11 protein-coding genes are annotated in these 12,835 nt (G+C 47.6%); 5 read left to right on the top strand and 6 right to left on the bottom strand.

Annotated features, from left to right (window positions below; genetic code table 11):
• Positions 1 to 6: 6 nt before the first annotated feature.
• From AC1XTG_RS06865 to AC1XTG_RS06855, 3 genes are all read right to left on the bottom strand, one after another.
• The gene (locus AC1XTG_RS06865) at positions 7 to 1,101 is read right to left on the bottom strand and encodes an efflux RND transporter periplasmic adaptor subunit (RefSeq protein WP_484841438.1); all 1,095 of its coding nucleotides are present in this window, start codon (positions 1,099 to 1,101) and stop codon (positions 7 to 9) included.
• Between the two features lie 155 nt (positions 1,102 to 1,256).
• Complete coding sequence (locus tag AC1XTG_RS06860; protein WP_082489077.1) at positions 1,257 to 1,532, bottom strand: ArsR/SmtB family transcription factor; 276 nt, start codon at positions 1,530 to 1,532, stop codon at positions 1,257 to 1,259.
• A 114-nt stretch (positions 1,533 to 1,646) separates the two neighbouring features.
• A complete protein-coding gene (locus AC1XTG_RS06855; RefSeq protein WP_157474554.1) occupies positions 1,647 to 1,808 on the bottom strand; it encodes a hypothetical protein in 162 nt (53 codons plus the stop codon).
• Between the two features lie 177 nt (positions 1,809 to 1,985).
• Here AC1XTG_RS06855 and AC1XTG_RS06850 point away from each other — a divergent pair, with 177 nt between their 5' ends.
• Together AC1XTG_RS06850 and AC1XTG_RS06845 are read left to right on the top strand one after the other, a co-directional pair.
• Positions 1,986 to 2,252, top strand: coding sequence for a hypothetical protein (locus tag AC1XTG_RS06850; RefSeq protein ID WP_056280410.1), 267 nt, complete (start codon positions 1,986 to 1,988; stop codon positions 2,250 to 2,252).
• A 252-nt stretch (positions 2,253 to 2,504) separates the two neighbouring features.
• Entirely contained in the window at positions 2,505 to 6,284 is a 3,780-nt protein-coding gene (locus AC1XTG_RS06845; RefSeq protein ID WP_484841437.1) for a carbohydrate-binding protein, read from the top strand.
• A gap of 36 nt (positions 6,285 to 6,320) precedes the next feature.
• On the opposite strand, the gene AC1XTG_RS06840 is transcribed toward AC1XTG_RS06845, so the two are convergent.
• On the bottom strand, positions 6,321 to 7,289 hold the full coding sequence (locus AC1XTG_RS06840) for a GlxA family transcriptional regulator (RefSeq protein WP_484841436.1): 969 nt from the start codon (positions 7,287 to 7,289) through the stop codon (positions 6,321 to 6,323).
• A 174-nt stretch (positions 7,290 to 7,463) separates the two neighbouring features.
• Here AC1XTG_RS06840 and AC1XTG_RS06835 point away from each other — a divergent pair, with 174 nt between their 5' ends.
• From AC1XTG_RS06835 to AC1XTG_RS06825, 3 genes are all read left to right on the top strand, one after another.
• Positions 7,464 to 8,660, top strand: coding sequence for a peptidoglycan DD-metalloendopeptidase family protein (locus tag AC1XTG_RS06835; RefSeq protein WP_484841435.1), 1,197 nt, complete (start codon positions 7,464 to 7,466; stop codon positions 8,658 to 8,660).
• Between the two features lie 272 nt (positions 8,661 to 8,932).
• On the top strand, positions 8,933 to 10,861 hold the full coding sequence (locus AC1XTG_RS06830) for a tetratricopeptide repeat-containing sensor histidine kinase (RefSeq protein ID WP_484841434.1): 1,929 nt from the start codon (positions 8,933 to 8,935) through the stop codon (positions 10,859 to 10,861).
• Positions 10,862 to 10,882: 21 nt separating this feature from the next.
• Complete coding sequence (locus AC1XTG_RS06825; protein WP_484841433.1) at positions 10,883 to 11,500, top strand: response regulator; 618 nt, start codon at positions 10,883 to 10,885, stop codon at positions 11,498 to 11,500.
• Between the two features lie 14 nt (positions 11,501 to 11,514).
• Here AC1XTG_RS06825 and AC1XTG_RS06820 read toward each other — a convergent pair whose 3' ends face one another.
• Together AC1XTG_RS06820 and AC1XTG_RS06815 are read right to left on the bottom strand one after the other, a co-directional pair.
• Positions 11,515 to 12,564: an aminotransferase-like domain-containing protein gene (locus AC1XTG_RS06820; protein WP_484841432.1), complete on the bottom strand. Its 1,050-nt coding sequence runs from the start codon at positions 12,562 to 12,564 to the stop codon at positions 11,515 to 11,517.
• Positions 12,565 to 12,602: 38 nt separating this feature from the next.
• On the bottom strand, positions 12,603 to 12,788 hold the full coding sequence (locus tag AC1XTG_RS06815; protein WP_157474551.1) for a hypothetical protein: 186 nt from the start codon (positions 12,786 to 12,788) through the stop codon (positions 12,603 to 12,605).
• Between the last annotated feature and the right edge of the window lie 47 nt (positions 12,789 to 12,835).

Raw genomic sequence — 12,835 nt, 5'->3', positions numbered from 1 at the left:
AATTTATTAGTGAACTGAAACCAGCTGTACCTCAGCACCTGGCATTAATCGAAGCATATTGCTGGTAATCACCGTGTCGCCGGGAGCTAGTCCCTTGGTCACGTGTACGGAATACGCATTGCGTTGGCCGACTTCGATTGGTTTGAAGGTTGCTTTATTTTGATTGACCACATACACACTGTATCCTTTTGAAGAAGGGATAAGAGCCTGGTTTGGTACCATCAATGCATTACCGGTGTTGTTTAAACGTAAGGTAAGTCTGGCACTTTGGCCCGGCAGTAAGTCGCGGCTGCTATTGTTGGTGACGGCGCGCATCAGCAGAGTACGGGTTTTCTGGTCGAGGCCAGCTTCGTGGGCGATAATGTGCGCTTTGAAAGTACGATCGTCAGATTCTACGTGGTACTGCACTTCGTCGCCGGTTTTCAGCGTATTCGCGTGCTTTTCAGGAATGGCAAAATCGATTTTGAGCTTGCTATTATCTGTAAGCAGCGCGAGCGGATTACCCGGAGTTACATAAGCGCCGGTATGTACATTCACGATCCCCAGGTTACCGCTGAATGGCGCGCGAATGCTCGTTTTCGCGATCATTACTTTCAACTGCTCGATTTTGGATTGCAATACTTTCAGATTTGTAAATGCTTCGTCATAATCCTGTTGCTTGGCGGCTTCGTTGTCAATCAGGTCTTTAAGTCTTCTTTCATTGAGTAACACAAGTTTTTCCTGTTGTTTCAACTGCTCCATTTCAGCAAGCAGGTCAGCATCGTCGAGCTTAAAAAGCAATGTACCTGCATTCACGTATTTACCTTCTTTTGCGTGCACTGCAACCACTTTGCGGTTGAGCTCGCTGGTAATATTCACTTCCTGGTAGGCGAGCAGCGTACCTGAAACCGTCATTTCATCATTCAGTGATTCTGAATGGAGTACCTGGCCGTCAACCGGCACACCTGAACCTGCGCTAGCGGCAGGCTTTTCAGTAGTAGTTGCTGCTTTCCTGGGAACCCCGTCTTCGGAAGTATACCCTTTAAGAAACACCGAGAGCAAGATCACACCGGTGATGATCAGACCGGAGACGATTTTGGCAGAGAGAATTGTCTTTTCCATGTATTGATTGATTTATATATTTGAATATTTCGATGAATGAAAAACGAGTAACGGGCAATTTGGGAGAGTAATCATGTAACCGGCATTGGGGATTAAGTTAACACCGGTTACTTATTGATATATTGAAATGTTTCGATGTATTTGAACAAAAAATTTTAAACTTTCAGCGTATTCAGGAAATCTACATACTCATTCAGTATGGCTTGATTGAGTTTGTATTTCACGTTCCTTCCTTCTTTTTCTACTACGATCAGATCGGCATCTGCGAGCTGTTTGACGTGGTGAGAAATGGAAGGCTGGGCCAGGTCTATAAAATCAGCTATTTCATGACAGTACAAACAATCTTCTTTTTGACGCAACTGCTTTAATATGAGAATGCGGCTTGGGTCACTCAACGCTTTCGATATCCGCTCTACTTTTCGAACCTCCATGCCTAGATATATTGATAGATTTGAATATATTGATTTACTGTACAGTGGCTACATTACAACCGTGCTCAAAAAATAATTCCTGACGCAACGATTTTTTTCAAGGCGAGAGAATTTTTAGGCCTTTCTAACTATGATAGGCATTATATGCAAGACAGTATCTTCATATTGTTCAGCAAGCATTGATAGTTGTTGAAGTTCAGCTAATTCATCCTCATTGAACATCTGAAAGCCGCCTTCCGAAGTTGCTAATTGAAGGTAGTCTTCAATCCTTTCCATAATAAGTTTGAATTGCTTCTGATTCTGTATTGAATTACTCATGGTGTATATAGTTATGCAGCTCTTCAAAGTTTCATATAAGTTTTTTGCAAAGCAATAGGCGAGCGGAGCATAATGTCAGGCACAGTTATTGTAATTACCTGATCGTCACTTTACAGCTTCAACAACAACTAAGACATGGACATTTATCTTGCAAATACTTACTGGGAGCCGACCGCTGATGGCGGTGGCGACCCTACCGGGCCAAGCGAAACACCTCCATTTGATCCAAGACCCGAGGTACCTTCGCCCGATATTCCGGAAGAAACGCCGCCTTACGAGAAAGAACCCGAGACGCCGCCCATTAACCCTGAACCTGGGATTCCACCCGTAGAACCTGTGGTCCCCGAAGTGGAACCGATCCGGGAGCCCGGCGGAGAACCAGGAATTCCAGCATTCAACTAACCTTCGTTCCAAGGTTAGTTTTTTTTGTCTGAATCAAACGGCAGCTACATACCCTCTTCTCATATCGTGTAGTATAACTTCCATTCGCATTACAAACCAAACTACCGGCCGTTCAGGCACATTTACAACTGCATTGAACAATATGTAGATTTTGTAGCTACTTTGCTACAAAAAATTTAATGAATAAATTTGATCCTTAAATAAAATAATACGAACAAATACTATCTTGGATCGAATTTAAACCTCTCCTCTATGAAAAGTCTTTTACTCTCCTTCTTATTGATAGTTGGCTTTAATGCATTTTCGCAAACGTTTCGTCCACTTACGGGCAAAATAGAAGCCGAAAGCTACGATGCGATTTCCGGGGTAGGAACAGAGCCCACAGAAGATGCCGGCGGCGGCATGGATGTAGGTTGGATGAACGACAACAACTGGGTTGAATACAATGTCAATGCAGCTACTGCGGGGTTCTTCACTTTTAAAGTCCGCATTGCCAACGGTTTCAGTGACAATGCTTCGCTGCAGATCAAATCAGCAGACGGAACCGTACTCTCACAAAAAACACTTCCAAGAACCGGCGGAATGCAGGGTTGGGCAACAGTGACCATGTTTGCTTCCCTGCCAGCAGGTAACCAGACAATCCGCTTGTTTGCCGAACATGGCGTGTTTGCTATCAACTGGTTTGAAGCAGCCGCAGGCACAATCAATATTCCCGGCAAAGTAGAAGCCGAGCAATTTGACGCAGCCGCTAATGTGACCACAGAAAATACACCGGACACCGGCAGCGGCCTGAATGTTGCCAATATTGATGATAACGATTGGATGGATTATAATGTAAATGTGGCAAGCAGCGGCACTTACACGTTTTTCTTCCGGGTATCCAATGCGTGGGGAGACGGGTTGATCGATATCAGGAATGGAAATGGTCCTTCACTTGGCCAGGTGAGCATTCCTCGCACAGGCGGGTGGCAGAACTATGTTACCGTGAGCACGACTGCTACATTGTCGGCAGGCAGTCACCTGCTGCGCATTCAGGCGACGAGAGGCGCATTCAATTTTAACTGGTTTGAAGTTGCAGGTACCACCCCGCTTTTGACCAAAAACATTCCCGGAAAAATAGAGGCAGAGGATTTTGACGGGGTTAATGGCTTGCAAACCGAGAATACAGGCGACGCAAACGGAGGTGGGCTGAATGTAAGCGGAACAGACAATGGTGACTGGATGGATTACCACGTGAATGTCCAGCATGCCGGTCCGCACGCATTTCGCTTCCGGGTAGCAGGAGCGACCGGTAACAGCCAGCTTGAAATCAAAAATGCCGCTGGTAATACCCTCGGCAGCGTGGATATACCCTGGACAGGCGGCTGGCAAACTTATGCCGTTTTCGCGGACACGGTAACGTTACCAGCAGGACAGCAGGTTTTGCGCCTTCAGGTGAACCGGGGCGGCTTTAATTTCAACTGGTTTGAAGTAGAAGAGGCTACAATTCCACAGCCAAAGGGCATTATTACCTTCGCTGCGCTTCCTGCCAAAACAGTTGCAAATGCGCCTTTTACACTGAATGCAACCAGTACCAACAACGAAGCACCTGTTACATTTACCTCTTCAAACACGGCGGTAATTACCGTATCCAACACTGGCTCTGCCTGGCAGGCAATTATTCAGGGAGAGGGCAGCGCTGTAATTACAGCTTCTCAGGCGGCGAGTACTTCTTTTGCTGCGGCAGATCAGGTTTCCCAAACACAGGTAATTTATCCCGTACAACCTTCGGCACCGACGAATAAGGTTACCATAGACGGAAAGCGCTGGTACCAGCTTACCAACGCAACCAGCTCACTCGAACCACTTTTTGATGGTAACACACAAGCATCGGTGAACACCGGCTGGGGCAAGGTAATCAACGAATACGAGGCATATTACCCGCTGCTCGAAGGCGAGCAAATGACTTTGGAAAGCATCAAGTTCTTCGACCTCGAAGGCAGTGCGGCTAACAACCCAATGACGCTTTCAATCATTAATAACAACTGGGAGCGCATTGAGATCGCTTCTTTCAAAGGCTACGAATATAACAGCTGGGTAGGTCCCTACCCCGACGCACAGGTTTCGGAAGAGAACAGGTTCAAGCTGAATGCGACTGTGGGAAACATCAGGTACCTGGTTTTGAAAATACAGGGTGTACTGCCTACCGAAATAGAATTTTACGGCACTTATACAGCACCGTCACAAGGCCCTACTCCCGTTCCGCACAAATCGGTGCGGCTGGGGGATACCTTTGGCGTAAACGGATACGAATGGAATTTTGAAGTGGGTAATAACCCGCAGGTGATCAATGAGCCGCTGATGAACCTGGCAAAAGGTTTCCCCGGCTTCCGTCACTATATCGACTGGGAAAAGCTGGAACCGCAGGAAGGGGTTTTTACTTACAACCCTACCCTCTCGGGTGGCTGGAATTATGATGCGATTTATGAGCGTTGCAAAGCTGAAAACATGGAAGTACTGGCTTGCCTGAAAACACTTCCGGGCTGGATGCTGGACACTTATCCTGCCGGTGAGCGCGATAATGAGAATACGCCGGTACGTTATGGAAAAGATTTCGCAGATCCGCTTTCATACATTGAGCAGGCGAAAGTTGGTTTTCAGTATGCAGCCAGATACGGAAGCAACACCAACGTTGATCCCAACCTTTTAAGCACACATAACACACCAAGATGGAACGGAGATGTTCCTAATTCAGTGAAGATCGGACTGAACCTGGTGAAGTATATTGAATGCGATAACGAGCGCGATAAATGGTGGAAAGGCCGCAAAGCTTATCAGACCGCGCGGGAATATGCAGCTAACTTGTCTGCTTTCTACGACGGACACAAAAACACAATGGGCGCAGGTGTAGGTATCAAAAATGCCGACCCGAATATGAAAGTAGTGATCGCCGGACTAGTAACCGGTCCGGATTACATCAAAGGAATGGTAGACTGGTGCCGCGAATTCCGCGGTTACCGCGCAGACGGTTCTGTGAATCTTTGCTGGGATATCGTCAACTTCCACTTGTACATTGACAATGCGACATTAAACCAAAGCGGAACATCTACCCGCGGTACTGCCCCTGAAAACCCAAATGCGAAGCAAATCATTGACGATTATGTTAAAACTACGCACGAAGTTTCGCAGGATATGCCGGTTTGGATTACTGAAACGGGATATGATGTGAACCAGGGAAGTCCGTTGAAAGCAATTCCTGTTGGCAGCAAATCGGAGCTGGTAACTCAGGCTGACTGGATTTTGAGAACTTCACTGGTTGCAGCACGTTCGGGTATTGAGAAAATATTCTTTTATCAGATGTATGATGATAACAACGGTTCCGGGATGTTTGGAACATCGGGCCTGCTGAACTGGGACCAGACGCGCCGGCCAGCCGCAGATTACATTTACCAGGTTAACCAGCGTTTTGGCAACTACCGGTACAAGGAAACGTTGAACTCCGATCCGATTGTCGACCGCTATGAACTCGATGGAAAATCACTTTTCATCCTGACCGTACCAGACGAGATTGGCCGCACAGAGCAGTACACCGTAAACCTGAACGAAGCAGGTATCGCAAGAATTTACACGCCGCAAGCGGGAAGCAACAGCATGAGCGTGCAGGAACTTCCCATTGTGGATGGAAAAGTGACGGTTACCGCAGGTGAAACGCCCATTTTTGTTATCGCAGAGCAATCCAGTGCAAGAAAGGCAATGGTAGAAGCGCCCGCGCCTCCCGTTGAAGAACAGCTTTTGCACACCGATGTAAGCATTTACCCCAACCCGTCTTCCGACTTTGTGAGCATTGATCTGGCGAATGAAAGAAATACGGAGGTTGAAATCAAGATATTTGAAGCGGGCACGGGCCGTTTACACCACAAAGCCAAAGTGCAGAAAACGGGTAACAAATTCACCCATAAAATCAACATTACCAATTTGCCGGCAAGTATGTATGTAGTCGAGATCAGTCAGGATCAGGACCGGGCATTCAGGAAGCTGGCCAAGTTAAACTAAAAAGAAGCGGAGCATTAAACAGGCTCCGCTTCTTTTTTAAGCCACGCCGCTCATCCTGCGGTCGAGCCGGGCCCCGCTTTCCAGTCGGGCAATGTTAAATTTATCCCTGTACTCTTTGGGGGTAACCCCGGTACTTTTCTTAAAGAGCTGACGAAACGATTTGAGATCGTTGTAACCTGAATTGAGCATTACTTCCAGTACGCTCTGGTCGGTTTGCGCGAGTAATTTCTTGGCAGCTTCTATCCTGGTGCGCTGCAGATATTCAATGGGCGTTACACCAATTGCCTGCTTGAACCTGCGTACTACATTGCGGCGGCTCGCAGGAATATCCTGGATCAGGGTTTCTATCGTACTTCCTTCCTGGTACTCTTTCTCTATTTTCTGCTGCGCCATGTTTACGAGCCCGTCGCCGTGGTTTTGGGGCGGGGTAAATGTGCCGAAGTAGGTTTGCTGTTCCCGGTCCATATCAATCGCAAACATTTTGGCTGTGCGCAATGTGATTTCCTTGCCACAGAAACGCTGGATCAGGTATAGCATCAAATGGAAGCTGCTCGTTGCGCCGCCGCTGGTATAGATCCCTTTATCTTCCGTGACTACTGCGTCACTTTTCAAAATCACATCCGGGAAATTGGATGCGAGTGCCTGCGCTGAATCAATGTGGGTAGTTGCCTGCCGCCCGTTCAGCAAACCCGCCGCTGCAAGCAGAAATGCGCCTGTACAGAAACTGGCCAGCTCAGTACCCTGCTTATACTGCTCGTGGAGCCAGGGAATGCACATTTGGTTAATCGCAAGAGACGATTTCAGATCGCCAGCACCAAATGCAGGCACCAGGATCAGGTCCTGTTTGGGCGCACCTGCGATCGGTTCCATGTTGTAGGCTCCGTAGAATTGCCCGGATTGATTTTCGGGTGAAAAGAGCGTGATGTTGAAAAACGGAGGCACTCCTTCGCTTTCGCAAAAGTTGTTAACTGATTCAAAAACATCCAGGATAGCAGCAACACTCAATAAACGATGTTTGTGTGTAATCAAGAGGCCTAACTGTATCATGTTTTTAGCGGCTAATAGGTTGAAAGTTGCACGTAATATAGAATTTTTTGTCCTAAATACCCCTCTTACACAAAATATCAGAGGTAACAGGCATGGATTTGTTAGTAGCCGGTTAAAACGAAGTCCTCAGTTATGAAACATTTGCAACAACTGTCACTGATCGCATTGCTTTTAGCGCTGCTCGCTTCCTGCAAGCCTGTGCCCGTTTCGCATTGGTTTCCGGTGACACCCAAAGAGTTTTACGAACGGGATCTGCTGAAAGCAAAGCTGGAAAAAACACCGGCTGGACAAACCTGGTTTCGTGTCGGAGAGGCGGTTTTGAAAGATTCCGTATTCTCCACTGCTCCCTATCAGGAACGTTTTTTCCTAGGCGACTCTGTGCCCGCCCAGGCAATCAGACTAAAAATACCGGAAGGCAGGAGATTGGTAATCACCCCGATCCGCGAGAATGCAGACACTGTTGCGCACCTGTTTCTGGAATTATATAAAATCAAAGGAAACGGAAAAACGCAACGGCTTGACTACCTGAACAAAGACGGACAATCACTCACCTATACCAACTACGAGCAGGATACCCTTCTGCTTCGCCTGCAAACCGGCCTCAATGAAAAGCTGGCGGTTACACTCTCACTTACTACACTGCCGTCGCTGAGCTTTCCGGTTGCGGGCCATAATATGTCCGATCTGATCAGTTTCTGGGGCGCCGACCGCGATGGTGGCATCAGGTCGCACGAGGGCATAGATATCCGGGCAAGACGCGGTACACCCGTGGTGGCAGCGCAGGATGGTTTTGTGACGCAAACAGGAACCAATAACCTCGGCGGCAAAGTAGTATTTCTTTCATCTTTGTCAAGTCCCTATTCACTTTATTACGCGCATTTGGATAGTCAGCTGGTATCCAGCGGGCAGCGTGTTACTCTGGGCGATACACTCGGGCTGGTAGGCAACACAGGCAATGCGATCACGACTGCGCCGCATCTGCATTTTGGGATTTACATGCGCGGACAAGGCGCTGTGAACCCGCTTCCATTTATTAATGACCGCAAAGAAAAGCTGCCGGGACTGCCCGAAACGTCGAAATGGTTTGGAGACACTGTTACATTGAAAAAGAAAGCGACCCTCTTTTTTTCTCCCCAATTTGAAAAATCAACCCAAATTACTGCGCTACCTGCCAGCACTGTCGTGCAGATTATCGGGGAAATGTCGAAAGGTTACCGGGTAGTTTTGGAAGATGGTACCAAAGGCTACATTCCCACGGTTCCGTTCCAGAAGTACAAGCCGGTGGAACTGACCGAAAAGAGCCCGGCCCAGTCCAGTGCAGGTTTATAAAGCTGCAAAGCGGACTGAGCCGGGCGGTTCATTTTGTCTTTGTACCGGAAGATTGCTCCTTCGCACAAAGATCTTTTCATGGCTAATGCGACGGCGCGCTGAATGCGTTTGTTCCGTCGTTTGGTAATACAAAGATACCCCCTTCAATTCCCCCGGATCAATCCTTTAAAAACACGATTTTTGAAAAATCATGCTTTTAGAGGATATTTCTAAATCGTTTTATTTCAGAATTTTGCTCCCTGTAAAATCCTGTCGATCCATCCTCCGGCAATATGAAGTTTTTTGTTCAGGCGCTGTTGTTATTGCTGATATGCTTCCGTGTTTTTGCGCAGGATCCGGATGTTCAATCCATCCGGCGACGCTTGCAGGCTGGCAAGCAGGATACCAGCATGGTGCTCGCCTACATTGATTACGGTCAATACCTCGAAAACCATAATCTGGATAGTGCCGCGAAGTACTATTTAAAAGCCGGGACATTGAGTGACAAGCTGGGTTATCCCGCCGGCAAGTTCAAGTTCAGGACTTATTATACCTACATTCTAAACCTGCAGGGGAAGTTTGACCAGGCATTGAAGCTGAATAAAGAGAGCCTGACCATTGCGAGGGAAATGAAAAGCCCGCTGAATGTGGGAAAAGCGCTGGCCAATGTAGCAGCTAGCCACACCTACATGGGGAATTTTACAGAAGCGATCAAATATTACCAGCAGTCGGCAGACCAGTTTGACAAGCTGGGCCGGAAAGACTATCTGCCGAGACTTTACGTCAACATCGGGGCTGCATTTGAACATGCCAACCTTTTTGAAAAATCACTGGGCTACAAAAAGAAGGCACTGGAACTCGCCAGGCCGATGAAGGACAGCCTGCAACTGGCAGATATACTGACCACGCTGGGCACATGCTATCTCAACCTAAAAAAATTCAAAGAGGCCACGATCCATTTCAATGAGGGACTGGTTATTGCGCAGAAGAAAGGCTCTGATATTTTTGTGATACAGGCTTATGCAGGTTTGTGCCGGGCTAACAGAGGTTTTAAAAATCTTAAAAAAGCGCGGGAATATGGTGAAAAAGGACTGACACTGGCAAGGGAAACGGGCAATGTATTCCTTGAAATGGAATGCCTGCGCGCGCTGATGTTTGTGGCGGAAGATTATGAGGATACCGCATTATCAGCCAGGTACACCGAAGAAGCATTGAAAATTGCCGAAGCAAATGAAATGACCGACCACCTGATCGAGCTTTATGAAGATTATGCGACAGACCTGAGCCGGCAGAACAAACACAAAGCCGCTTACGATTACCTGATGAAATACGTGGTCCTCAACGATTCCATTCAGGGAACAGACATTCAGAAGCAATTGCAGGAACTTGACGCGAAGTACCTCACAGCACAAAAGGAAAAGCAGATACTTACATTGGAAAAAGAAAAACAGACGCGCAACACGCTGATTTACGGACTGGCGGCGGGGCTCGTTGTGCTGGTGAGCATTTCAGTATTGGTGTACCGTAACATTACAATTAGAAAACGCATTGCCGAGCAGGAGGTGCTGCAGTTACAACAGGAAAAGCAGCTGGTAGCCACCAATTCTATCCTGAAAGGCCAGGAGGAAGAACGCACACGCGTGGCGCGGGATTTACACGACGGGCTCGGCGGCCTATTATCAGGTATTAAATTAACACTCAACTCCGTGAAAGGAAATGTAATCCTGCCCGAAGAGAGCGCTCTGACGTTCACCCGGGCTCTGAACCAACTGGACGGGGCGATCAGCGAAATGCGCCGCGTTGCCCATAGTATGATGCCCGAAACACTGGTGCATTTCGGGCTTATTGATGCATTGAGCGACTTTTGCGACGGGATCAGCGCGTCGGGCCAGCTGCTGGTGAGCATGCAGCATTTTGGTTTTGACAAACGGCTCGACTCTTCTGTCGAAATCGTTTTGTACAGGATCGTGCAGGAGCTCCTCAACAATGTGCTTAAATATGCAGAAGCAACCGAAGTTCAGGTACAGCTCACCAAGGTTGATAACCGGGTTAGTCTGACGGTAGAAGACAATGGAAAAGGGTTTGATATCAGCAAGCTCGACCAGAATAAGGGTGCCGGAATGCGGAATGTACAAGCGCGGGTGGATTATCTGAATGGAAAACTGGACATCCAGTCTGCGCCTGACGAGGGTACTTCTATTTTGGTTGAAATTGAGGTCTGAAAGGTTACTAAACAGCTATTTATGAGTGTTAAGATACTGATCGTCGACGACCACCCGCTGGTACTGGAAGGTTTGAAATCGCTGTTGGCGGATTGCGAAGGCATTCTGGTGGCAGGTACCGCCTCGAATGCAATTGAAGCGATTGCATTTTTGAAAACCAATGAGGTTGATATAGCATTTCTGGATATCAGTCTGCCCGATATCAGCGGAATAGAGCTTTGCAAGAAAATCAAAGAGCAGTTCCCGACAGTGAAGACACTCGCATTGAGCACATTCAATGAAAGGTCGTATGTATCGCGCATGATCCAGAATGGCGCATCGGGTTATCTGATCAAGAGTTCGGGTAAAGACGAAATACTGGAAGCGATCAGGCAAGTGCAAGCCGGCGGCTATTTCATGAATGTCAATTTCGACCAGGCATCCTCACCCGCTCCCTCGAAAACAGTGCCATTTTTAACCAGAAGAGAAAAGGAAGTATTGCTGCTGATAGCCGAGGGACTCACCAACCCCCAAATCGCCGGGCAACTCTTCGTAAGTGTCACCACCGTAAACACCCACCGGCAAAATTTATTAATGAAGTTTGAGGTGTCAAATACCGCTTCGCTGATTAAGCTGGCGGCGGGGTTGGGGTTGATCTAACTGCTAATACCTTCTCAGATATCGGATATAATCTTTAACCCGGTGCGTATCTCAGAATGACTTTCGACATTGCCCAGCGCAATCCGAAATCCATTGTTTTTTGGATCGTTTTCAACCTGATAGGCCAGGCTCGTCACCACCTCAACGCCGGCGTTTTTCAACTCACCCTCGAATACGGCGATATCCGTTTCGGGAGAAAGCGGGACCCAAAGATGGAAGCTGTTTTCCTGAGAAATGTATGGCAATCCGGTCAGTATTTCGCTTACGATCTTTTGCCTGAAAGCGCCTTCAACACGTTTTTCCTGGATAATTCGATTGGCAACGCCAGTATTAATCAACCGTCCAACCAATGTTGTCGTCAATGCAGGCGCGCCGCTGCCGGATAAACGTATGCCCTCTACAATATTGCTTTGCCATTTAGGCGGTGAGATAATGTAGGAGCATTTGAGCCCGGCTGCCAGTGGTTTGGCGAAACTGTAAATGTAAAAACTTCTTTCAGGTGCCAGTTGCTCAAAATTAGGGGGCGATTGCACCTCAAGGAACCCGTAGGCATCATCGTCAATCAGCATCAAATCATACTTTCTTGCCACTTCCACAATTTCCCTTCGCCTATTCTCCGGCATGGTAATGCACAAAGGATTATGAACAGTCGGCATCAGGTAAACCGCCTTCGCACCAACCTGAATACAGATGTTTTCCAATGCATCTGGCAACATACCTTCACTGTCGAAGGCACAAGGAATTAGCCGCACATTGAGCATTCTGGCCAGCGCACTAAATCCGTTATACGTAATGGAGTCAGTCACCACAACTTCTCCTGAAAATTTTAAGCCCAGTAAAATAGAGGTCAATGCATTGTGCCCGCCACCTGCAATCAGAATGTTCTCAGCGTCAATAATATGGTCGGGACGCGATAGCCAGCGGGCACCAATTTCACGGTCTTCCCTCACCCCTCCTACCGGCACCATCCGCAGGCTTATTTCCTCCGAAATACCAGCCAGCACGCCCTTCATAAGTTCATGATGCGAACTGGTAAGGGGATAGTTAAAACGGAAATCGATCATTGAATTTATACTAAATGTGGCAGTTAACTTCCATCAAATCACATGTTTTGCTCCCTGCGCAGACGTTTTTCCGTATTTACCTCAGCAAGCCCGCAAACAAATGCCCCGATCAGTCCGCCAGTCACCGCGCCTGGAAAACCAAACAAGGAACCTCCCAGCATTGCTCCTCCTCCAATTCCCGACAATGCCGCAGTAATTACCGATGCCCAATTGGTGTGTGTCATTTCCTTCATAGTGTTTGTCGAATGCAAATTAATTAACCCTCGATTTT

It is taken from the genome of Dyadobacter sp. HNCC25DJ183 (assembly GCF_056895175.1).
This window is presented reverse-complemented; position numbering and strand designations above follow the sequence as displayed.

What these genes read in the sequence shown, in the direction of transcription:
- AC1XTG_RS06815 (WP_157474551.1), bottom strand. Translation starts at nt 12,788, where the DNA reads ATGACACACACCAATTGGGCATCGGTAATTACTGCGGCATTGTCGGGA.
- AC1XTG_RS06825 (WP_484841433.1), top strand. Translation starts at nt 10,883, where the DNA reads ATGAGTGTTAAGATACTGATCGTCGACGACCACCCGCTGGTACTGGAA.
- AC1XTG_RS06855 (WP_157474554.1), bottom strand. Translation starts at nt 1,808, where the DNA reads ATGGAAAGGATTGAAGACTACCTTCAATTAGCAACTTCGGAAGGCGGC.
- AC1XTG_RS06835 (WP_484841435.1), top strand. Translation starts at nt 7,464, where the DNA reads ATGAAACATTTGCAACAACTGTCACTGATCGCATTGCTTTTAGCGCTG.
- AC1XTG_RS06845 (WP_484841437.1), top strand. Translation starts at nt 2,505, where the DNA reads ATGAAAAGTCTTTTACTCTCCTTCTTATTGATAGTTGGCTTTAATGCA.
- AC1XTG_RS06850 (WP_056280410.1), top strand. Translation starts at nt 1,986, where the DNA reads ATGGACATTTATCTTGCAAATACTTACTGGGAGCCGACCGCTGATGGC.
- AC1XTG_RS06830 (WP_484841434.1), top strand. Translation starts at nt 8,933, where the DNA reads ATGAAGTTTTTTGTTCAGGCGCTGTTGTTATTGCTGATATGCTTCCGT.
- AC1XTG_RS06860 (WP_082489077.1), bottom strand. Translation starts at nt 1,532, where the DNA reads ATGGAGGTTCGAAAAGTAGAGCGGATATCGAAAGCGTTGAGTGACCCA.
- AC1XTG_RS06820 (WP_484841432.1), bottom strand. Translation starts at nt 12,564, where the DNA reads ATGATCGATTTCCGTTTTAACTATCCCCTTACCAGTTCGCATCATGAA.
- AC1XTG_RS06865 (WP_484841438.1), bottom strand. Translation starts at nt 1,101, where the DNA reads ATGGAAAAGACAATTCTCTCTGCCAAAATCGTCTCCGGTCTGATCATC.